This is a genomic window from Pseudomonas sp. NPDC087615 (genome assembly GCF_044743445.1).
In the GTDB taxonomy this organism is placed as follows: Bacteria; Pseudomonadota; Gammaproteobacteria; order Pseudomonadales; family Pseudomonadaceae; genus Aquipseudomonas; species Aquipseudomonas baetica_A.
The window spans coordinates 1-20,964 of record NZ_JBIUWM010000016.1; the positions used below are offsets into that span (position 1 = coordinate 1).

Here is a 20,964-nt window from a genome sequence, read left to right on the forward strand (position 1 = left end):
CAACATGCTCAAAGCTCTGAAGAAGCGCGCTGTTGTCTGCAACATCGGTCACTTCGACAACGAAATCGACACTGCTTTCATGCGCAAGAACTGGGCATGGGAAGAAGTGAAGCCACAGGTACACAAGATCCACCGTACCGGTTCGGGCGCTTTCGACGCACAGAACGACGACTACCTGATCCTGCTGGCCGAAGGCCGTCTGGTGAACCTGGGCAACGCCACCGGTCACCCAAGCCGTATCATGGACGGTTCGTTCGCCAACCAGGTTCTCGCACAGATCTTCCTGTTCGGCCAGAAGTACGCCGACCTGTCGCCAGCCCAGAAAGCCGAGCGCCTGACCGTTGAAGTCCTGCCGAAGAAACTCGACGAAGAAGTGGCCCTGGAAATGGTGCGCGGCTTCGGTGGTGTGGTCACTCAGCTGACCAAGCAACAGGCTGACTACATCGGCGTGACCGTCGAAGGCCCGTTCAAGCCGCACGCTTACCGCTACTGATTGACGCGGCGGCCTGCTCTCCCTGTGGGAGCGGGCTTGCTCGCGAAAGCGGTACATCATTCAACATAGATGTTGCCTGACCCACTGCTTTCGCGAGCAAGACCGCTCCCACATGGGCGGCGCAAGCCTCACAGGCTTCGTGTTTCTAAGGGTATTTCCCATGTCCCAAGACCGTCGCTACAGCTTCGAGTTCTTCCCGACCAAGACCGATGCTGGGCATGAAAAGCTGCTCAACGTTGCCCGTCAGTTGGCAACGTACAATCCCGATTTCTTCTCCTGCACCTATGGCGCTGGTGGTTCGACCCGTGATCGCACCCTCAACACCGTTCTGCAACTGGAAAGCGAAGTCAAAGTACCGGCCGCACCGCACCTGTCGTGCGTCGGCGACAGCAAGGACGACCTGCGCGGCCTGCTGAACGAGTACAAGGCTGCCGGCATCAAGCGCATCGTTGCCCTGCGTGGTGACCTGCCGTCCGGCATGGGCATGACCAGCGGTGAGCTGCGTCACGCCAATGAGCTGGTTGAATTCATTCGTGAAGAAACCGGTGATCATTTCCACATCGAAGTGGCTGCTTACCCGGAGATGCATCCGCAAGCGCGCAACTACGAAGACGATCTCGCCAATTTCGTGCGCAAGGCCCGCGCCGGTGCCGACAGCGCGATCACCCAGTACTTCTTCAACGCCGACAGCTACTTCTACTTCGTCGACCGTTTGCAGGCGCTGGGCGTGGATATTCCGGTGGTTCCAGGGATCATGCCGATCACCAACTACAGCAAACTGGCGCGCTTCTCCGATGCCTGCGGTGCGGAAATTCCGCGCTGGATCCGCAAGCAACTGGAAGCCTACGGCGATGACAGCCAGAGCATTCAGCGCTTCGGCGAACACGTCGTCAGCGAGATGTGCGAACGCCTGTTACAGGGCGGCGCACCGGGGCTGCACTTCTATTCCATGAACCAGGCCGAACCTAGCCTGGCGATCTGGAATAACCTGAAGTTGCCGCGTTGAAGCAGTTGCAAGCTTCACGCTAAAAGCAGCAAAGCAAGATCAAAAGATCGCAGCCTTCGACAGCTCTCAAGAGCTGTCGAAGGCTGCGATCTTTTGCTTTTAAAGGCCCGAAACAGAGCTTGTGCAGGCACTTTCTGGCTCTTTCGTGTTTCTCGTCGTAATCTCAGGCCATGCCTTTGATCACGCAGTTATTCGCAGTGCTGGTTTTTGCTTGCCTGAGCTTCGCCGCTCGAGGCGAGAAGTTGCGTATTGTCACCGAGCCATGGGCGCCGTACGTGTACGAGGAGAACGGCAAGAAACTCGGGCTGGACTTCGAAACCACGGCCATCGTGTTCAAGCGCCTGGGCATTGAAGTCGAATGGCAATTCCTGCCCTGGAAGCGTTGCCTGTCGATGCTGGAAACCGGCCAGGCCGACGGCGCACTGGACATCTTTCACAGCGACGAGCGCGACGCCACCCTGCTCTATCCCAGCGAACCGCTGTCGGACGTCGAGTTCGTGATGTTCTATGCCAACGACCGGCCGCACCCTTTCAGCCAACTCGAACAACTCAAGGGCCTGACCATCGGCACCTCGCCGGGCTATCTCTACAGTCCCGACTTCAGCGAATCAACATTGTTTACCCGTGAACCGGCCCCCACCCACGAAGCGAACTTCGGCAAGCTGTTACGCGGTCGTATCGACTTGTTGATCACTGATCGCCGCGTCGGCCAGCATTTGCTCGATGAGCTGAGTCTGCGCGATCAGATCAGCGAAAACCCTACCGTTATTAGCCGCCAGAGCCAATTTCTCGCGGTTCGGCGCAATGCCGGGATGGATTTGCTGGTGCAACGCTTCGGCGCAGAACTCAAACGTTTCAAGCGAGAACCGGCCTATGCCGCACTCAGCGCACGCTATGGCGCGGCGCCTGTCGAGGACCCGCCGTTGGGCTCTGCCTCGGCCAGCCGCAAAACCGTTGAGCAGCAGGAAAGCAGCGCGCAGTGATTGCTCTGTTATACTCCGGCGTTCCCGCCAGGCTCACGCCCGGACGCCCGGAACCGTAACAGGCCTCTCGACCCGCTACAGCGCAGCTTTCCAGCCCGCGCGAGCGCTCCAGACGTGCCTTCGGAACCGCAGCAGGACCGGACGGGATTGCGTCCTCTTAAACGTGATTCGCGCCAGGCAAGACTCCCATTGGGCCAAGCCCTAACTAAAACAGGATTACTCATGTCCTTTGCTTCCCTCGGTCTCTCCGAGGCTTTAGTCCGCGCCATCAACGATGCGGGCTATACCGAGCCTACTCCGGTGCAACAGCGGGCCATTCCCGCCGTGTTGCAAGGTCGCGACCTGATGGTTGCGGCACAGACAGGTACTGGTAAAACCGGCGGCTTCGCCCTGCCGATCCTGGAGCGCCTGTTCCCCAACGGTCACCCGGACAAATCCCAGCGTCACGGCCCGCGCCAACCGCGTGTATTGGTTCTGACCCCGACCCGCGAACTCGCGGCCCAGGTTCACGAGAGCTTCAAGATCTACGCCCGTGACCTGAAATTCGTCAGCGCCTGCATCTTTGGCGGCGTCGGCATGAACCCGCAGGTTCAGGCCATGTCCCGTGGCGTTGACGTGCTCGTCGCTTGCCCGGGTCGCTTGCTCGACCTCGCCGGCCAAGGCAGCGTCGACCTGTCCCACGTTGAAATCCTCGTCCTCGACGAAGCCGACCGCATGCTCGACATGGGCTTTGTCCACGACGTGAAGAAAGTGCTCGCGCGTCTGCCGGCCAAGCGTCAGAACCTGCTGTTCTCGGCGACGTTCTCCAAAGACATCACCGACCTTGCCGGCAAACTGCTGCACAACCCGGAACGCATCGAAGTGACACCGCCGAACACCACGGTCGAGCGCATCGAACAACGCGTGTTCCGCCTGCCGGCCAGTCACAAGCGTGCGTTGTTGGCGCACCTGATCACCGCAGGCGCCTGGGAACAGGTGCTGGTGTTCACCCGCACCAAGCACGGCGCCAACCGTTTGGCCGAATACCTGGACAAGCATGGCCTGCCGGCCGTGGCAATCCACGGTAACAAGAGCCAGAACGCCCGCACCAAAGCCCTGGCCGACTTCAAGGCTGGCGAAGTGCGCATCCTGGTGGCCACCGACATCGCCGCTCGCGGTCTGGACATCGACCAGTTGCCACACGTCGTCAACTTCGAACTGCCGAACGTTGATGAAGATTATGTTCACCGTATTGGCCGTACTGGCCGTGCCGGCCGTTCGGGCGAGGCGATCTCGCTGGTTGCTCCGGACGAAGAAAAGCTGCTGAAAAGCATCGAACGCATGACCAAGCAGAAAATCGCCGATGGCAACTTGATGGGCTTCGATTCGAGCACCATTGAAGCCGAGAAGCCTGAAGTCCGTGAACGTCCGGACGTGCGCAATCCGCGCAACCCTCGCGGCCCACGCGGTGACGGCCCGAATGGCGGCGGCGGTGGCGGCGGTCGTAAAGACAAAGGCAAAGACAAGGGCAAAGACAAGCCCGCCGGCGAACGTGGCGAGCGTCCTGCCCGTCAACAGAAACCACGCGAAGGCACTCCGTCCCGCGAACAACGTCCGAGCCAACCGGCACGTGCGGCCGCTGACCGTGCACCGGACGAGTTTCTTGACGACGATGTCGATAACTTCGGTAACCGCGTTGATTACGTACCCAAGCCAGCCCCTGCCGGCGGCCGTGGTCGCCGTCCAGGCGCACCGGCTCAGGGCGCAGGCGCAGGTTCAGGCGCTCCACGCGGCGGTCAGCCACAAGGTCGTCAGAACGGTCCGCGCAACAACAATGGTTCGAGCACCGGCACTCCGCCGGGCAAACGCAGCGGCCCTCGCAACGGTGCTCCGCGTGATGGTCAGGGTCGTCGTGACGAATCCTCGTCGTCCTCGTCGCGCAACCGCCGTCCGGCCCGTGACGATCAGCCACGCACCGAACCGGCTGTGCAGAACCCGCGCAGCAATGGCCCGAAGATCATGCACAAGGAATCGAAAGCCGACCGCTTCCCGACGCCTGAGCAACTCGATCAACTGCCAAGCCGCCCGCGTGGCGAAAAACCAGCGTTGCTGACCCGCAATCGCTGAGTTGACGCTGCCATGAAAAATGCCCCGGTTCGAAAGAGCCGGGGCATTTTTTATGAGCCTGCAGATATCACTAAATCACTGCACATTCACTGTGGGAGCGAGCCTGCTCGCGAAAGCGGTCATTCAGCCAACATCAATACTGACTGACCTGACGCCTTCGCGAGCAGGCTCGCTCCCACAAGGAAGGGGGCGGGCAATCAAAAACGCCCCCGGTCTTACGACCGGGGGCGTTTTTGTGTGGCGGGCGAAAGTTACTTCGCTTTCACACCTTCAAACGAGATGTACAGGTCGACGTTGTCGGACTGTGGGCCCAGATCCATCATCTTGCCGAAATCAGAACGCTTGATGCTGGTGGTGCCTTCGAAGCCGGCACGGTAGCCGCCCCACGGATCCTTGCCTTCACCCAGGAACACAGCCTTGACCACGATTGGCTTGGTCACGCCGTGCAGAGTCAGGTCGCCGGTCACGTCAGCCGTGTCTTTGCCCGCAGCGTTTTTGCCGGTGGACTTGACGCTGGTGGAGACGAACTTGGCGTCAGCGAATTTGCCCACGTCCAGGAAGTCTTTGCTGGAGATGTGCTTGTCGCGTTCGGCATGGTTGGTGAACACGCTGGCGGTGCGCACGTTGAATACGATTTTGCTGTCTTCAGGCTTGGCAGCATCAAAGCTGAACTTGCCGTCGATGTCCTTGAACGTACCGGTGATGTAGCTGTAACCCAGGTGGCTGATCTTGAAGTCAACGAAGGCGTGTTGGCCTTCCTTGTCGACGGTGTAGTCAGCGGCCATTACGTTGGCGGACAGCACGGCAGAACCGATTGCCAGAGCGGCCAGAGTCTTTTTCAACATGCTTTCTTTTCCTTTGAGTCGAGGTTGAGCTTCAGGCTTTGCGACCGAGCATTCGAGCGAGGGTCGCATCACGATCGATAAAGTGGTGCTTCAGTGCTGCCAACGCATGGAGGCCGGAAAAAATTACCACCACCCACGCCAGCCAGAGATGAATCACCCCAGCGGTATCTGCCTGATCCGGTAGCCCGGAGAGCAGTGCAGGAACTTCAAACAGGCCAAACACCGGGATCCCGACACCGTCTGCGGTGGAAATCAGGTAACCGGCAATCATCACAGCGAACAGACCGAGGTACAGAAACCCGTGGCCGAACCTGGCGCCGATACGGGTCATGCGGCTGTAGCTTTGCAGCGTCGGCGGCGGTGGGCTGATAAAGCGCCACAACACCCGCAACACCATCACACCCAGCAGCACCAGACCGATGCTCTTGTGCAGGTCCGGCGCGTCTTTGCGCCAAGTGCTGTAGTAATCCAGCCCAACCATCCACAAGCCCAGCGCGAACAGTCCAAAGACCACCAGCGCCACGCCCCAGTGCATGAAGATGCTGACCCAACCATAGCGCGAAGAAGAGTTACGTAGCTGCATTGCCCAAATCCTGTGAGAACTGCGAACCAAGACTAGCGAGTTATCTATCGAATTAAAGCGGAAAATTTCGCTTTGAAATATCGAGAAATACGATCAAGAGTCTGAAAGTAGCGTGTTAAGAAAAGATTAAAGGCGAAAGTGTTGCCGATTGTTGGCCATCGATCTCGAACGTGTACGGCCTGAACAGGCCTGTACCCACAGTTTTTGCAGTGACCGCAATATTTGTGAACAGCACCGCCCCATGTGGGAGCCGGCTTGCCCGCGATGAGGCCCTTACAGGCAAAAAAAAACGCGGCATCAGAGCCGCGCTTTTTTTACCGAAAGGCCTTACTGCGCCTTGGTTTCGCTCGTTGCAGCAGGCTTGGCGGCAGGTTTTGCCGCTGGCTTCTTCGCCGGCTCAGTCTTTTTCGCTGCTGGCTTGGCCGCAGGTTTTTTGGCTTGGGTTTTGGCCGCAGGCTTCTTCGCAGCCGGCTTGGTCGCCGCTTTCTTCGCTGGCTCAGCTTTTACCGCAGCAGCAGGCTTCGGCGCTTCCACCGGAGCTGGCGCAGGTGCTGGGGTTGGCGCTGGAGCCACGGGGGCTGGAGCCGGTTCCGGGGCCTTGGCTGGCGCTGGCTTCTTCTCGTCATCGGAGCCGCCAAACAGGTTGCTGAAGAAGTTGCCCTTCTTCGCCGCCACAGCACCCGCTGCGCCTGCCGCTGCTGCAGCCGGAACCACTTTGGCTGGTTCAAATGATTTGCCAGCCGCCAGATCTTCAACCTGGCTGGCCGCTCGCTGACCGGTGCGCAGTGCGCCTTCCAACGTGCCTGGGTACAAGGTGTCGGTGTGTTCGCCAGCAAACGCTACGCGTTGCAGCGGACGTTCCCACAGGCGCCAGAACTTGCTGATCTGGCCTGGACCGAAGGCCAGGTAGGCGCCGCCCATCGACGGGTCGATGCTGTAGCGGCGGATCTCATAACCGGTGAACGAGCCGCGGGCCTGTGGATAAAACGCGTGCAGACGAATCAGCACCTGATCGACCACCTGCTTGTCGCCGAACGCTTGCATCACACGAGCATTGTCGCCGGACAGGTTGATCACCACGTTGGCACCGCCCTTCAACGCTGGCTCGATCCACAACATGCCCAGACCTGTGTTGCTATAGATCTCGCCGGACATGCGCGCCTTGCTTTCCCACACGGGCGTCTTGAACTTGAGCATGATCTGGTCGCGCCAGCCGTAGTTGGTGCCCTTGATCGCCGCCAGATGCTGAGCGTCGAGTGCCGGCGTCATCTGAATCTTGTTCAAGGCGCGCAGCGGCACGGCCAGCACCACGTAATCAGCCTGATAACCCACAGCGCCGACTTTGACGGTCACACCGTCCTTGTCCTGGCTGATGGCCGACACCGGCGAGTTGGTCTTGATGACCTTGATCTGTTTGACGAAGGCCTGGGCCAGCACCTGGCTGCCGCCGACCAGACGCGCAGCGCGCAAGTCACGGTCGGAGACACCGCGATACACGCGGTTCTGCTGGGCGAAGTACAGCAGCGACAGACGCGAGGGTTCGTCGTAGTGGGTGCGGATGTCCTGATTGATCAACTGGCGCGCGGTGGCTGGCAGGTTCTGCTTGTCGAGCCAGCTCGACACGTTGATTTGATCCAGTGCGTGCAGCGTGTTGGTCGCCGCCGGGTTGTGCGGATCGTCGATCGAGCGCGCCAGATCGTCGAGGGTTTTCTGATAGCGTTTCATCGCATCGGCAGTGGCCGGTTGCTTGGTCGCCAGATCAGCGGCGGAGAAATACTCACCGTCGATCAGATAACCCGGCGTGCGCACGAATTCCGGCGCCGGCGTGGTGCTCAACTTGAACGTCGAGACGTACTTGTTCAGCACCGGCTGAGTCTTGTCGTTGCCGATCCACTCGCTGGTGGCCATGCCCGAACGACCGCCCAGGCTTGGCTTGGCTTCCAGCAACGTCACCTGCCAGCCCTTGTTTTGCAGCTCGTAGGCGGCCGTCAGACCCGACAGGCCGCCGCCGATCACGATTGCAGTTTTATCCTTGGCCAGCGCTGTAACGCTGAACAGCCCCAACATCACCAGCGCACAGGCGCGCAGCCAACCGACAGACATTCAGCGAACTCCGGAAATACACGTAGGAAAAAGCAGTTTTGCGGGTCAGACGACCCAAAGAACCGCGAAGAATACGTTAGCCATCAAAGCGCCGCCAGCGACGTCTATCGGCTCATACAAAGTAGCTCAATCGACACAATGGGTTGTTCCCGCGCGATGCATTGCATAGGCTTGCGCGATTGTTTGCCCGCGCCTGACGCGAGCCGCCTCGAGGAGACTGTAAATGGGCCTGAATAACCAGTGGATGCAACGCGATCTCGCGGTGTTGTGGCATCCCTGCACCCAGATGAAAGACCACGAACAGCTGCCGCTGATCCCGATCAAACGCGGTGAAGGCGTCTGGCTCGAAGACTTCGAAGGCAAGCGCTACCTCGATGCCGTCAGCTCCTGGTGGGTCAACGTGTTCGGCCACGCCAACCCGCGCATCAACCAACGCATCAAGGATCAGGTCGATCAGCTTGAACATGTGATTCTGGCCGGTTTCAGCCATCAACCGGTGATCGAGTTGTCCGAGCGTCTGGTGAAGATGACGCCCGAAGGCCTGAGCCGGGTGTTCTACGCCGATAACGGTTCGTCCTGCATCGAAGTCGCGTTGAAAATGAGCTTTCATTACTGGCTCAATCGCGGCACGCCTGCCAAGAAGCGCTTCGTCACCCTGACCAACAGCTACCACGGCGAAACCATGGCCGCGATGTCGGTCGGCGACGTGCCGCTGTTCACTGAAACCTACAAAGCCCTGTTGTTGGACACCATCAAGGTGCCAAGCCCGGACTGCTACCTGCGCCCGCAAGGCATGAGCTGGGAAGAACACTCGCGCAACATGTTCGCGGCGATGGAACAGACGCTGGCCGAGAACCATGACAGTGTCGCGGCAGTGATCGTTGAACCGTTGATTCAGGGCGCGGGCGGCATGCGCATGTATCACCCGATATACCTCAAGCTGCTGCGCGAAGCCTGCGACCGCTACGGCGTACACCTGATCCTTGACGAAATCGCCGTCGGCTTCGGCCGCACCGGGACGATGTTCGCCTGTGAGCAGGCCGGCATCCGTCCGGATTTCCTCTGCCTGTCCAAGGCCCTGACCGGCGGCTACCTGCCGCTGGCGGCGTGCGTGACCACCGACGACGTCTACAGCGCCTTCTACGACGACTATCCAACCCTGCGCGCCTTCCTGCATTCGCACAGCTACACCGGCAACCCGCTGGCCTGTGCGGCGGCGCTGGCGACGCTGGATATCTTCGAGCAGGACAACGTGATCGAGAACAACAAGGCCCTCGCTCAGCGCATGGCTTCGGCCACAGCGCATCTGGTCGATCACCCGAACGTGTCCGAAGTGCGCCAGACCGGCATGGTGCTGGCCATCGAGATGGTCAAGGATAAAGCCACCAAAGAGGCCTACCCTTGGCAGGAACGGCGCGGCTTGAAGGTGTTCCAGCATGCGCTGGAGCGTGGCGCATTGCTGCGTCCGCTGGGCAGCGTGGTGTATTTCCTGCCGCCGTATGTGATTACTCCGGAGCAGATCGACTTCCTCGCCGAGGTCGCCAGCGAAGGCATCGACATCGCGACGCGTGAGAGCGTCAGCGTGGCGGTGCCGAAGGATTTCCATCCGGGCTTCCGTGATCCGGGCTGATTCGGTTTACTTTAGATTTGCGGTGTTTGGACTGCCGCTTTCGCCAGCAAGCCAGCTCCCACATTTTGGAATGCATTTCCCTGTGGGAGCGGGCTTGCTCGCGAATGAAGTCGACACCGATCCACCTGATTCACATTTTTCCAGAGATCCAACATGAGACTGTCCCGCTTCTTTATCGACGCCCCGCTGAGCACTGGCGAACACGAACTGCCGGAAGCCCAAGCGCATTACATCAGCCGCGTGCTGCGCATGGCCGAGGGCGATGCGGTGCAGATGTTCGACGGCTCCGGCCATGAGTTTCGCGGATCGCTGCTGGAAGTCGGCAAGAAACGCGTCGTCGTGCAGGTAGACGAGCAGTTGCCCGGCCAGATTGAATCGCCGTTACAGATTCACCTCGGCCAGGGCCTGTCCCGGGGCGAGCGGATGGACTGGGCGATTCAGAAGGCCACCGAACTGGGTGTCAGTGAAATCACCCCGATCTTCAGCGAGCGCTGTGAAGTGCGGCTCAAGGACGAACGCGCTGACAAACGCCTGCTGCACTGGCGTCAGGTCGCAATCAGTGCGTGTGAACAGTGTGGTCGTTCGCGGGTGCCGGTGATTCATCCGCCAGTGTTGCTGGCCGATTGGCTGAAGCAGACGCAGGCAGACCTGAAACTGGTTTTGCATCCGGTGGCCGAGCCGCTGGTGAGCCATGCAAAACCTTCGACGCTGGCGTTCCTGATTGGCCCTGAGGGTGGCTTGTCCGATGCCGAGGTCGAGTTGGCCAAGGGCAATGGTTTTCACGCTGCGCGCCTCGGCCCGCGAGTGCTGCGCACCGAGACGGCACCGGTTGTGGCGTTGGCGGTGGCCCAACAGTTGTGGGGTGATTTCTAGGGCCTCTTCGCGAGCAAGCCCGCTCCCACAGTAGATCGTGGGTGTACAAAGAATTTGTGTTCACTGGAAATCCACTGTGGGAGGGGGCTTGCTCCCGAATGCGGTATGTCATTCAACAATGATGTTGGCTGACCTGGCGCCTTCGGGAGCAAGCCCCCTCCCACAGGAACCGCCTTCACAGGACGTAAAACAGAATCGCCACGAAGTGCAGCAGGCTCCCGGCGATGACGAACAAATGCCAGATCCCGTGGGCATGCCGCAACCGATGGTCGAGGGCAAAAAAGATAATCCCCACGGTGTACAAGACCCCGCCCGTGGCCAGCCAGGCAAAACCGGTGGTGCCCAGCGCCGCCAGCAACGGCTTGACCGCCACCAGCACAATCCAGCCCATGACCGCGTAAATCACGATCGACAGAATCCGCGCTTCGGAGCGCGGCTTGATCTCCTGCAGAATGCCGATCAGGGCCAGCCCCCAGACAATCCCGAACAGCGTCCAGCCCCACGGCCCACGCAGCGTCACCAGACAGAACGGCGTGTAGCTGCCCGCGATCAGCAGGTAGATCGAAAAGTGATCGACCTTCTTCATGATCGCTTTCTTGCGCCCGCGCACGCTGTGGTACACGGTCGAAGCGCTGTAAAGCACCAGCAAGGTAAAGGCGTAAATCGCCACACTGACAATCTTCCAAGGACTGCCGTCGAGGCTGGCGATCACCAGCATCCAGACCCCGCCGATAAAAGCTGCCACCGCCCCGACCAGATGGGTCCAGGCGTTCAATCGTTCCCCGTGATACATGTATCGCTCACCTCAAATTCATTGCCGCAGCGCGCAAGGCTCGGGCCTTGAGCGTAAAAGCGCAATGTTTCTGTTAAACACGAGCCTGCGCAGGTCGTGGTAATTGGGCACAATCGGCCGATACCAAAAAGAGTCCGCGCCATGCTGATCGACGAAGAGTTGACCCTGAAAAAACTCGAGGTGTTCCTCGCTTTCATGCGCACCGGCAATCTGGCCCGCGCCGCTGCCGAGTTGCAGACCAGTAACGTCAGCGTGCATCGCGCCATTCATTCACTGGAAAGCGCCCTGCGCTGCCCGCTGTTCAAACACGAAGGACGCAACCTGACGCCGCTGGAAAGCGCCTATGTGCTGGAAGAGCGCGCGCAGAAGCTGATCCAGGACGTGGTCGAAAGCGTGCGCCTGACCCGCGAGGCGGCCGGGTTCTCCGCTGAACGCTTCAAGCTCGGCTCGCTGTATTCGCTGACGGTCAAGACCGTGCCGCAACTGATCATGGGCCTGAAGATCCGCCGTAGCGAACTCAACATCGATTTGATTCTGGGTTCGAACATTGACCTGCTCTACAAGCTGAAGAACATGGAAGTCGACGCGATCCTGGTGTCACTGGACGACAGCATCAACGACCCGGACTGCGAGCAGATTGCGCTGTTCTGCGATGACATTTTCCTCGCCACGCCAGCCGATTCAAGGTTCGCCCAGCGCAGCGAAGTGGATCTGGCCGAGGTGCGTGATGAAACCTTCATCACCTTGACCCAGGGTTTTGCCACGCATCAGGACGGCAATCGGGTGTTCAAACAGGCAGGGTTCGAGCCGAAGGTGGCGATGCAGGTGAACGACATCTTCACCCTGCTGAGCATGGTCAGTTCCGGGGTGGGTTATGCGTTGCTGCCAGGAAGGATTGCGGCGGTGTATGAGAATCGGGTGAAGCTGATTCCGTTGCAGGAGAAGTACCGGTTGCAACAGCACATTGGCGTGGTGTTTTTGAAGGCCAAGGAGCGCGATCCGAATCTGCTGGCGTTGTTGGCGGAGTGTCGAATGTATGCCAATCGGCAGGTCTGAAACCGAGTCGCGTCCTTCGCGAGCAAGCCCGCTCCCACAGGAAAACGCATTCCACATGTGGGAGCGGGCTTGCTCGCGAAGGCGTCAGGCCCGACAGCAGGTGACTTAACCCATCAACCCACGCATCGCCAGGAACAACACCGAAGGCCCAAGCAAACACCCCAGCGCGGTATAGAACGCGGCGGTGAGGCAGCCATAAGGCACCAGCTTCGGATCCGTCGCCGCCAAGCCGCCGGCCACACCGCTGGACGTGCCCATCAACCCGCCGAAGATCACCGCACTGCGCGGATTGTTCAGGCCGATCATCGGCGCCACGAACGGCGTCATCACCATCACCAGAATCGCCTTGATCAGCCCCGCCGCAATCGACAGCGCCATGACTTCGGAAGTAGCGCCAATGGCGGCACCAGTCACCGGGCCGACGATGTAAGTCACCGCCCCTGCGCCAATGGTGGTCAGGCTCACGGCATCGGTGTAACCGAACGCCATCGCCACACCGACGCCTGCGATGAAGGACGTGCCAACGCCGACAAACAGCGCCAGCACCCCAACAAATCCGGCACGTTTGAGTTCATCGACACTCACGCCGAACGCTGTGGCGACGATTGCGAAATCACGCAGCATCGCCCCGCCGAGCAAGCCGATGCCCGAGAGCATCGGAATATCCACCACGCCTTTCTGGCCCCCGGTCACCGCACCGCCGATATACGACAGCAAGAGCCCGAGCAAAATGGCGATGGCCGAACCGTGCAAGCGGCCCTTGGTGAAGGTGTTGGACATCCAGTAGGACACCCACATGGTCAGGCCAACAATCAAGAACCCGCTGATCAGACCGTAACCGGTGATGACTTTCATCAATGATTCGTACATGGCGCTTACCCCACAGTCTTAGGTGGAATGACGGCGGCCGGTTCCTTGTTACCAAGGCGTACCAGCACGGGCACCATGGCAAAGGCAATCACCACGGCCAGCGTCCCCGCCAGAATCGCCATCGGCCCGCCCTTCAGCGCGCCATAAACATTTTGCTGCGCCGCCATCGCAACCACGATCGGAATGTAGATCGCGCTCCAGAACTCCACGCCCTGCTCGGTCTTGCCCTTGAACCAACCGGATTTGTTGAGATAACTGCCCAGACCGATCAACAGCAGCATCGCAATACCGACGCCGCCGACGTTGGCCGGCACGCCGATCAACTTGCCAAGCATTTCACCGATCCAGATACCCGCCAGGGTACAAAAGGCCAGAAACGCCACACCGTAAATAATCATTGTTGTAGTCCTCAAATTGCATCGTCGAATGTTGTTTTTGTTGTTCGAAGCTTGAGTCGGCGGTCTTAGAGTTGGCGGCTTCCCTCCTCACGCAACAGCGCCTGCAAGGTGTCCAGGCGAGCACTGTCAAACGCCGTGACGGTGCCCTGCTCAAACACCCGGCGCGCCAGCCCGGTCAGCACCGCAGCGGGCGGCAGTTCGATCTGTAAACGCACGCCGCGCTCATAAGCGCTTTGCACGGTGCCACGCCAATCCACCACGCGGCACATGTTGAACGCGAGGTCGTCACGCAAGGCTTGGATCTTGATCACCGGCCGAGCACGACTGCCGCTCAGGTAGGCGATCTTCGGGGTGTGCAGCTCTACCTTGGCGAAAGCTTCGGCGAGGGTTTGCGCAGGCGTATCCAGCAACGGACAGTGCGACGGCACGCTCACCGCCAACCGTTTCGCCAGCCCTGCGCCACGGCTGCGCGCCAATTCAGCGACCGCGTGCATCGCCTCATCACTGCCGGCAATGACCACCTGGTTATCGGCATTGATGTTGGCCAGATAAACCGGCGACTCCTCGCCGTGAACCTGCGCCAGCAAGGTTTCGACTGTGGATAATTGCAGACCGATGATCGCGGTCATGCCAAAGCCCTGTGGATAAGCTTGCTGCATCAACTCACCGCGCAGGCTGACCAGATGCAGGGCATCGCTGAAGCTCAAAGCCCCGGCCACCACGGCTGCCGGGTAAGCACCGATGGACAGACCGGCGACGTAATCGGCCGTGAGGCCTTCGCGCAACAACTGCCGCGACGCCGCGACCCCGGCGACCAGCAGGCACAGTTGAACCGCCCTTGTGCTGCGCAACGCGTCGGCAGAATCGAGCAACAACACATCCTCACCGAGTACATCGCTGGCCTCGGTCAGCGTCTCCCCAGGCAAACGCTGGAGCATGCCCGGTTGTTGCGCGCCCTGGCCGGGGAACACCAGCAGACTGCTCACGCCGCCTGCTCCTGCGGATTCCATGGATCAGAAACCAGGCAGGCCTGATGCGCGTTTTTCAGCAGCACATGAGCCGAAGCGCCCGCCCACTCACGCAGGGCCACAGCGCCGAACGGCGTCTGCAATTGCATATCGACCCGGCATGAGGATTGATCGAAAAGCGCCACCAGTTTGCGTGCCTGATTACGGGTAATCAGTTGCGGCGTACGCAGGATCAAATCGAGATCGCTGCCCTCGTGCATCGCGGCAAAGCCGCTGGCCAGTTCAAACCCGGCACTGCCGCTGACACCCCAGACCCAACCGCAATCGTCGAGCATCGGGCGCAATTGCTTGAGGGCGCGCATGACGGGCAGATCACGCTCACTGTCGACATGACTCAGCGCCTCGGGGCTGACCCGACAGGCCATTGAATCGACCGCCATGAACGCCGCCAAGCGCTGTTCACGCGATACACCGCGCACACCCACGGCGACAAAACCCTCTACGCTCAAGGCCCGGCGCACCACCACCGGTTGCCCGGCGCTGAGCGACTCGATAGCCCAACCCGGCGCATCCGCCGGCAATTGCGCCGGGGTCATGCCCCAGAGCAGATCGTGGGCCAGAGGCGTGTTCACCACTGCGCCCTCAACAGTTCCCGCACGCGGCTGGACGCTGCGCGGTTCTTCGCGCCGAGGCGAGAGCTCAGACCCGTGTTGGAGATATCGCTGATGGCTTGGGTCAGGCACTCAGTGACCCGCGCCAGATCCTGCGCTGTCGGCTGTTCGATCTGTTGCACCGACAGGGTTTCCCAGAGCAACCCGAGGCTGGCGTAGCTGTCGATGTCATAGGCCATCGGCGGCACACTGGCGGCCAATGCTTCGAGTTCTTCGACGCTGCGCAAGGTCACTCGCGCCGCCGAGGCTTTGCCCATTGCATGCACCATCACCCCGGGATCACGCAGGGCGATCAAACGGTTGGCCTGATAACCATGGGCGAGAAACGCACCGGACATGGCTTTGCCCACCAGCAGTGCAATCACCGGGTGCCCGGCCAAACGTGCGCGGGCATAGCTGTCTGCTGCACCGGCCAACGCTTGATGAATGCCGAGGGCTTCCTCGCGACGGCCATAGGCCTGGCTCGGTACATCGACGATGGCGATCAACGCACGCTTGTGCGTTTGCTCACGGTCGGCGGTGATCGCGTCATCAACAGCCTTGGCCAGACCCCAGCCTTCCAGCAAGCCGACTTCGCCATCGCGAGCGCGAGGGAAGCGGTTGTCCGGGTCAGCGACCACGGCCAGCAAGCGACCGAGCGCCGTGTCCGCCACCCGCAGTGACGCTGGCAAACCTTCAACGGTTTTCGCCCCGGCGCACAAGGCGTTGAACCAGTTCAAACCGCGCAATGAATAACCACTCATGAGCGCTCTCCTTGATACAGATCGCGAACCACCGAAGGCTCGATTTGCGTGTCAGTGTCCAGGCTGGCCAGACGTTGCAGGAACCACTCGGCCCTTTGGCTGCGCGGTTGCGTCGGCAAGCCTTGCTGCAACAACTCGCCGACCTGCTGACGAATCTGCGCCACATCATCGCCGACGTAGCGATCCACCAGACCACTGGCAAAGCGTTGCTCGCCCCCGGTCAGGCTCCAGATAAACGGCCGGTCGCGGGAATCGTATTCTTCGATCCCGGCTTCCTGTTCGATCACTTGCGGGCCGTTCAAACCAAGGCGCGCTTCCTGAGTCACCAGCAAATAGCTGCACAACGCAGCGGCAATCGACATGCCGCCAAAGCAACCAACGCTGCCCGCCACCACACCCACCACCGGTTGGTATTGCTGCAAATCGACAATCGCCGCATGGATGTCGGCAATCGCCGCCAAGCCGAGATTGGCTTCCTGCAAGCGCACGCCGCCGGTTTCCAGCAGCAGGATGGCGCGAGTCGGGAGGCCTTTGCGGTTGTCTTCGGCGGCCATTTCCAGCGCGCCAGCGATCTTTGCCCCGCCGACTTCGCCAAGGCTGCCGCCCTGGAAAGCGCCTTCGATGGCGGCAATCACCACCGGCAAACCGTCGAGGTTGCCCTTGGCGATCACCACGCCGTCGTCGGCCTGCGGCACGACACCTTGGCGTTCGAGCCACGGCGACATGACGCGTTGAAACGGGTCGAGCAATTCGCGAAAGGTGCCGGCGTCGAGCAAGGCTTTCGCCCGTTGCCGCGCGCCGAGTTCGACGAAGCTGTGTTTGTTGAGAAGCGCTGCGCTGTCAGTCATGGCCGATCTCCTCGAAACCTTGTTCCAGACGCAAGCGCACCACACCCGGTGTTGCGCCGAAATCGTGGATATCGATGGCCATGGCTGGCGGCGTGGTGCCGTCGAACATGCGCGCAAACAGGTGCTGCCAGCGCAGCTGTGCGCCGTTGACCGACGTCTGCACATTGATCGTCAGCTTGCCGGCCAACCCCGGTTCGATCAGCACTTCCAGATCACCCGAGCCGACACAACCGACCAGCGCACGCCCGCGTGGCGGCTGCCCGGCGGGGAATTCAAACGATAGGGTTTCCATCAAAACGCTCCCTGAAAGATGCCGTCGTGCTCGATACGGTCGAGCAACAGCGTGGCGGCGAGCAAGTCGGCGGCGCCACCGGGCGAGGCATTCAATGCGATGAGTTGTTGATCCAGTTCGTGCAGGCAACGGCGACCGTTGAGGCTAGCGCTGCCTCCGGCGTCGAGCACCGCTTGCGCACCCTGCTGCATGGTTTGCAGGCCTTGTTCGCCGGCGCGATAGAGCACGCAGGTGTCGGCCAGGTCCGTCATGATCGCGAGCAAGGCGTCGAGTCGGGCGTTCTGTTCGCCGTGGCCATTGGCGCGGCTTTTTTTCAGTTGCGGCAGGCCACGTTGCAGCACGGACGGGAAGCCGAGTTGCGCTTCTTCGCGGGCACCGCGGGCGCCATAGCGCAGGGCGACTTGGGCACCGTGGCTCAGAGGGCGCGGTGCGTAACGATCTTCGAGCAATGCCAGGCGCGCCGCACGCAAAGTAACGGCGCCGGCGCCCGTGGATTTCGCTTCCAGCGCGGCGGCCGTGACCAACAGGCCCAAGGCCCAGATCGCGCCGCGATGGGTGTTCACGCCGTGGGTGGTGGCGAGCATGGCTTGCTCGCCTTCACGGCCGATGCGGCCAATGCTTTCACGCAACGTCGGATTGATCTCGCCGATTTCAATGGCGACCTCAGCCATCTCCTTGAACGCCGGCCACAACGACAGTGCCGACGCGTGCATCAGGCCCAAGTGCAGATCGGTGTGTGCGCCATTGCCACGACGATCGACCAGCGCCGGTTTCGGCGACAGATCGGCTTCGTCGATCAGCGCATCCACCGCCAGATCCGCCAGGTGCTCGGCCAGAGAAAGCGGTTTCGCTTGCAGGTTGAGTGCGTGCATTACCAGCTCCTGAACTTGGCGGGCGGGTTGTAGAGGCCGCCGGACCACTCGACCAGATCGGCCACGCTTTTCGCCGCGAGCAATTCGCGGGTGGCGTCAGTGCGGCGGATGCCGAGGTCTTCGGGCAAGGCGATCAGGCCTTCGCGGCGCATGCGTTCGGTGTCTTTGGGGTTGTGGCGCAGGCCGATGGCGGTGACGCCTGCGACCGCAGCGATCATCGCTTGGCGCTCTTCCAGCGAACGCGCCTTGTACAGGTAGGCGATGCCTTCCTCCGTCAGCAAGTGGGTGACGTCGTCGCCGTAGATCATGATCGGCGCCAGCGGCATGCCGCTTTTCTTCGCCACTTCCACCGCGTCGAGGGTTTCGACGAAGGTCGGTTTGCCGCCCTCCTGGAAGGTCTCGACCATTTGCACCACAAGTTTTTTGCCGCGTTCGAGCATCGGTTGCTGCGAATCGTCGTGACGCATGTCCAGCCACGCTGGGGTGCCGTGACGGCGACCACGCGGGTCGTGGCCCATGTTCGGCGCACCGCCGAAACCGGCGAGGCGACCACGGGTCACTGTCGAAGAATGACCATCGCCATCGACCTGCAAGGTCGCGCCGATAAACAGATCCACCGCGTACTGCCCGGCCAGTTGGCAGAACATCCGGTTGGAACGCAGCGAGCCGTCGCGGCCGGTGAAAAACACGTCTGGTCGCGCGGCGATGTAGTTTTCCATGCCCAGTTCGGTGCCGAAGCAATGCACGCTTTCGACCCAGCCGCTTTCAATCGCCGGGATCAGCGTCGGGTGCGGGTTAAGCGTCCAGTTACGGCAGATCTTGCCTTTGAGGCCGAGGGATTCGCCGTAGGTCGGCAGGATCAATTCGATGGCGGCGGTGTTGAAACCGATGCCGTGGTTGAGCGACTGCACGTTGTGTTTTTCGTAGATCCCACGGATAGCCATCATCGCCATCAACACATGCACAGGCTTGATGTGGCGTGGGTCGCGGGTGAATAGCGGTTCGATGTAGAACGGTTTGTCGGCCACTACGACGAAGTCGACCCATGAGGCGGGGATGTCCACACGCGGGAGTTCGCTGACGTCGTCGACCAATTGGTTGACCTGGACGATGACGATGCCGTCGCTGAACGCGGCGGGTTCGATCAACGCTGGAGTGTCTTCGGTGCTCGGGCCTGTGTAGATGTTGCCGGCACGGTCAGCCATGAACCCGGCAGAAAGCACGACGTTGGGGATCAGGTCCACCACCAGCCGTGCGTAGAGTTCGATGTAGGTGTGGATCGCGCCGATTTCCAGCAGGCCATCTTCAAGCAACTGGCTGATGCGCAGGCTCTGGGTGCCGGCGAAGGAGAAATCGAGCTTGCGGGCGATGCCGCGTTCGAACAGGTCGAGGTGCTCGGAGCGGCCGACGCTGGGCATGATCATGTGCAGGTCGTGGAGCTTTTCCGGGTCGGCTTTGGCCAGCGAACGGGAGAGGAAATCCGCCTGCTTCTGGTTGTTGCCCTCCAGCACCACACGGTCGCCGGGATGAATCAGCGCTTCGAGCGCGGCGACGATTTTGTCGGTGGGCAACACCGCACCATCGGCCATCCCGCGCACCTTGTCGAGACGACGCCGCTTTTCATCGCGCCGCCGCGTCCAGCGCGAGTCGGGGTTTATTGTTGTTGTCATGCTCACTCCACGGGTTCGCTGTCGTGGAGCTAAGGTAGGTGTGTGGAGTGTGGGCATCAATCAAGCTGGGCGATGAATCATTACGCTAAAAGTAACGGTCTGGTTGGACCCAACGTTGCATTAAACAGGACAAGAAATTCAATATTGAGTGTCCGGCCTTATGGAGATTGAGCTCAATTTTATAACAATCATGTCTGAGACGCGATTCACGCCTTTTAAATAAAGTCCCAAAAAAATGATTACCTCAGACCATCCCAAGAACAAGACGATCAAATCCTTATAGCGCTACACCTTTTTTATTTCTTAACATTATTAACACCTGTCATATATGACAGGTGGACGCAAGTTTTAAATGTGGAATGATGTCCGTGCAAAAGGTTTACAGCATCGGAACATACGCAACTCTAAAATGGAGCGTTTGAAATGAAAAAAATTGAGGTTTTAATTGTGGCGACAATATCGGCATTTGTTAGTCATGTTGCATTTGCAGAAATCGATGCAGGATGTAAGCAACTATGGGATGCCACAAGCGCTGCCCAGACATGCAAACTATCAAACCTTACAAAATATGAGGCTGGAGGTGCTGCTATTTGTACGATAGAAGCTACTTGCCTGGCCTCGAGCACACATCGCGAGATTCAGAATCGTATCAACTCGAGAGAAATCAATAACACGGTATATAACAAGGAAAGCGTTTCGGTATATACGATTCTTAAAACCGGGCTAAATAATTGCAATGGCAAACTTACGTATAACCCTTGCTAATGCCACAAACGTGCAGCTCAACTAAAACCCGACTTAGCCTGCTGCACACGTTAAGTTAAGGCAGATCACTGGAAATCAGTGACGGAATCAAGTTACGCAGCATGCCAAAGGCGCACAAGCCGGCGGATTCTGGTGCATGCGTAGGCAGCGGCGCAAGGATTTGTAGGCTAGGGAGCCGTAACACCTAGTGTCTTTAAACAATGCGACTGGAAGGCGTTTATTGCGCACAGAGATTGAGGATTTGTCTGTCGGATTGAGGTGTGGCGACTGGCGCTTTCGCGAGCAAGCTCGCTCACAGGAGATCTTCAGAGAACGCAGATTTTGTGTACGACATAAACCTACTGTGGGAGCGAGCTTGCTCGCGAAGAGTCCAGTCTGGTCACCGCAAATCTTGGA

General features: G+C 60.0%; 21 protein-coding genes. 8 read left to right on the forward strand and 13 right to left on the reverse strand.

What is annotated here, in order from left to right:
- From ACIOU6_RS10225 to ACIOU6_RS10240, 4 genes are all read left to right on the forward strand, one after another.
- A partial coding sequence (locus ACIOU6_RS10225) for an adenosylhomocysteinase (protein ID WP_401135872.1) occupies window positions 1-493 on the forward strand: 493 nt, incomplete at its 5' end.
- A 160-nt stretch (window positions 494-653) separates the two neighbouring features.
- Window positions 654-1,499, forward strand: coding sequence for a methylenetetrahydrofolate reductase [NAD(P)H] (gene metF, locus ACIOU6_RS10230; RefSeq protein WP_221732353.1), 846 nt, complete (start codon window positions 654-656; stop codon window positions 1,497-1,499).
- A 170-nt stretch (window positions 1,500-1,669) separates the two neighbouring features.
- Window positions 1,670-2,482: a substrate-binding periplasmic protein gene (locus ACIOU6_RS10235; RefSeq protein WP_401135875.1), complete on the forward strand. Its 813-nt coding sequence runs from the start codon at window positions 1,670-1,672 to the stop codon at window positions 2,480-2,482.
- Window positions 2,483-2,704: 222 nt separating this feature from the next.
- On the forward strand, window positions 2,705-4,588 hold the full coding sequence (locus ACIOU6_RS10240) for a DEAD/DEAH box helicase (RefSeq protein ID WP_221732355.1): 1,884 nt from the start codon (window positions 2,705-2,707) through the stop codon (window positions 4,586-4,588).
- Window positions 4,589-4,839: 251 nt separating this feature from the next.
- Here the strand turns inward: ACIOU6_RS10240 and ACIOU6_RS10245 are convergent, their stop codons facing one another.
- From ACIOU6_RS10245 to ACIOU6_RS10255, 3 genes are all read right to left on the reverse strand, one after another.
- Window positions 4,840-5,433, reverse strand: coding sequence for a YceI family protein (locus ACIOU6_RS10245; protein WP_221732356.1), 594 nt, complete (start codon window positions 5,431-5,433; stop codon window positions 4,840-4,842).
- Window positions 5,434-5,464: 31 nt separating this feature from the next.
- Window positions 5,465-6,016, reverse strand: coding sequence for a cytochrome b (locus ACIOU6_RS10250; protein WP_221732357.1), 552 nt, complete (start codon window positions 6,014-6,016; stop codon window positions 5,465-5,467).
- Between the two features lie 327 nt (window positions 6,017-6,343).
- Entirely contained in the window at window positions 6,344-8,119 is a 1,776-nt protein-coding gene (locus tag ACIOU6_RS10255) for a flavin monoamine oxidase family protein (RefSeq protein WP_401135880.1), read from the reverse strand.
- A gap of 223 nt (window positions 8,120-8,342) precedes the next feature.
- Here ACIOU6_RS10255 and ACIOU6_RS10260 point away from each other — a divergent pair, with 223 nt between their 5' ends.
- Together ACIOU6_RS10260 and ACIOU6_RS10265 are read left to right on the forward strand one after the other, a co-directional pair.
- Window positions 8,343-9,749: an adenosylmethionine--8-amino-7-oxononanoate transaminase gene (locus ACIOU6_RS10260; RefSeq protein WP_401135882.1), complete on the forward strand. Its 1,407-nt coding sequence runs from the start codon at window positions 8,343-8,345 to the stop codon at window positions 9,747-9,749.
- A 153-nt stretch (window positions 9,750-9,902) separates the two neighbouring features.
- Complete coding sequence (locus tag ACIOU6_RS10265) at window positions 9,903-10,622, forward strand: 16S rRNA (uracil(1498)-N(3))-methyltransferase (protein ID WP_401135884.1); 720 nt, start codon at window positions 9,903-9,905, stop codon at window positions 10,620-10,622.
- A gap of 175 nt (window positions 10,623-10,797) precedes the next feature.
- Here the strand turns inward: ACIOU6_RS10265 and ACIOU6_RS10270 are convergent, their stop codons facing one another.
- The gene (locus ACIOU6_RS10270) at window positions 10,798-11,415 is read right to left on the reverse strand and encodes a hemolysin III family protein (protein WP_123469511.1); all 618 of its coding nucleotides are present in this window, start codon (window positions 11,413-11,415) and stop codon (window positions 10,798-10,800) included.
- Window positions 11,416-11,556: 141 nt separating this feature from the next.
- Here ACIOU6_RS10270 and ACIOU6_RS10275 point away from each other — a divergent pair, with 141 nt between their 5' ends.
- A complete protein-coding gene (locus ACIOU6_RS10275; protein WP_221732361.1) occupies window positions 11,557-12,471 on the forward strand; it encodes a LysR substrate-binding domain-containing protein in 915 nt (304 codons plus the stop codon).
- A gap of 105 nt (window positions 12,472-12,576) precedes the next feature.
- On the opposite strand, the gene madM is transcribed toward ACIOU6_RS10275, so the two are convergent.
- The 9 genes from madM to mdcA form a co-directional block, all read right to left on the reverse strand.
- On the reverse strand, window positions 12,577-13,341 hold the full coding sequence (gene madM / locus ACIOU6_RS10280) for a malonate transporter subunit MadM (protein ID WP_221732362.1): 765 nt from the start codon (window positions 13,339-13,341) through the stop codon (window positions 12,577-12,579).
- A 5-nt stretch (window positions 13,342-13,346) separates the two neighbouring features.
- Window positions 13,347-13,739 (reverse strand): malonate transporter subunit MadL, encoded by a 393-nt coding sequence (gene madL, locus ACIOU6_RS10285; RefSeq protein WP_221732363.1) that lies wholly within the window; start codon window positions 13,737-13,739, stop codon window positions 13,347-13,349.
- Between the two features lie 65 nt (window positions 13,740-13,804).
- Window positions 13,805-14,725, reverse strand: coding sequence for a malonate decarboxylase subunit epsilon (gene mdcH, locus ACIOU6_RS10290; RefSeq protein WP_401135889.1), 921 nt, complete (start codon window positions 14,723-14,725; stop codon window positions 13,805-13,807).
- Window positions 14,722-15,342: a malonate decarboxylase holo-ACP synthase gene (locus ACIOU6_RS10295; RefSeq protein WP_401135892.1), complete on the reverse strand. Its 621-nt coding sequence runs from the start codon at window positions 15,340-15,342 to the stop codon at window positions 14,722-14,724. Before ACIOU6_RS10295 ends, mdcH begins: the two co-directional genes overlap by 4 nt.
- Window positions 15,336-16,121, reverse strand: a complete 786-nt coding sequence (mdcE, locus tag ACIOU6_RS10300; protein WP_221732366.1) for a biotin-independent malonate decarboxylase subunit gamma — start codon at window positions 16,119-16,121, stop codon at window positions 15,336-15,338. The genes ACIOU6_RS10295 and mdcE overlap by 7 nt, the downstream gene beginning before the upstream one ends.
- A complete protein-coding gene (locus ACIOU6_RS10305; RefSeq protein ID WP_221732367.1) occupies window positions 16,118-16,969 on the reverse strand; it encodes a biotin-independent malonate decarboxylase subunit beta in 852 nt (283 codons plus the stop codon). Before ACIOU6_RS10305 ends, mdcE begins: the two co-directional genes overlap by 4 nt.
- The gene (locus ACIOU6_RS10310; protein WP_007913697.1) at window positions 16,962-17,261 is read right to left on the reverse strand and encodes a malonate decarboxylase subunit delta; all 300 of its coding nucleotides are present in this window, start codon (window positions 17,259-17,261) and stop codon (window positions 16,962-16,964) included. Before ACIOU6_RS10310 ends, ACIOU6_RS10305 begins: the two co-directional genes overlap by 8 nt.
- Window positions 17,261-18,133, reverse strand: a complete 873-nt coding sequence (locus ACIOU6_RS10315; RefSeq protein ID WP_401135897.1) for a triphosphoribosyl-dephospho-CoA synthase — start codon at window positions 18,131-18,133, stop codon at window positions 17,261-17,263. Before ACIOU6_RS10315 ends, ACIOU6_RS10310 begins: the two co-directional genes overlap by 1 nt.
- A complete protein-coding gene (gene mdcA / locus ACIOU6_RS10320; protein ID WP_401135899.1) occupies window positions 18,133-19,803 on the reverse strand; it encodes a malonate decarboxylase subunit alpha in 1,671 nt (556 codons plus the stop codon). The genes ACIOU6_RS10315 and mdcA overlap by 1 nt, the downstream gene beginning before the upstream one ends.
- Window positions 19,804-20,226: 423 nt before the next feature.
- On the opposite strand from mdcA, the gene ACIOU6_RS10325 reads away from it, so the two are divergent.
- The gene (locus ACIOU6_RS10325; protein ID WP_401135902.1) at window positions 20,227-20,568 is read left to right on the forward strand and encodes a hypothetical protein; all 342 of its coding nucleotides are present in this window, start codon (window positions 20,227-20,229) and stop codon (window positions 20,566-20,568) included.
- The last annotated feature ends 396 nt before the right edge of the window (window positions 20,569-20,964 follow it).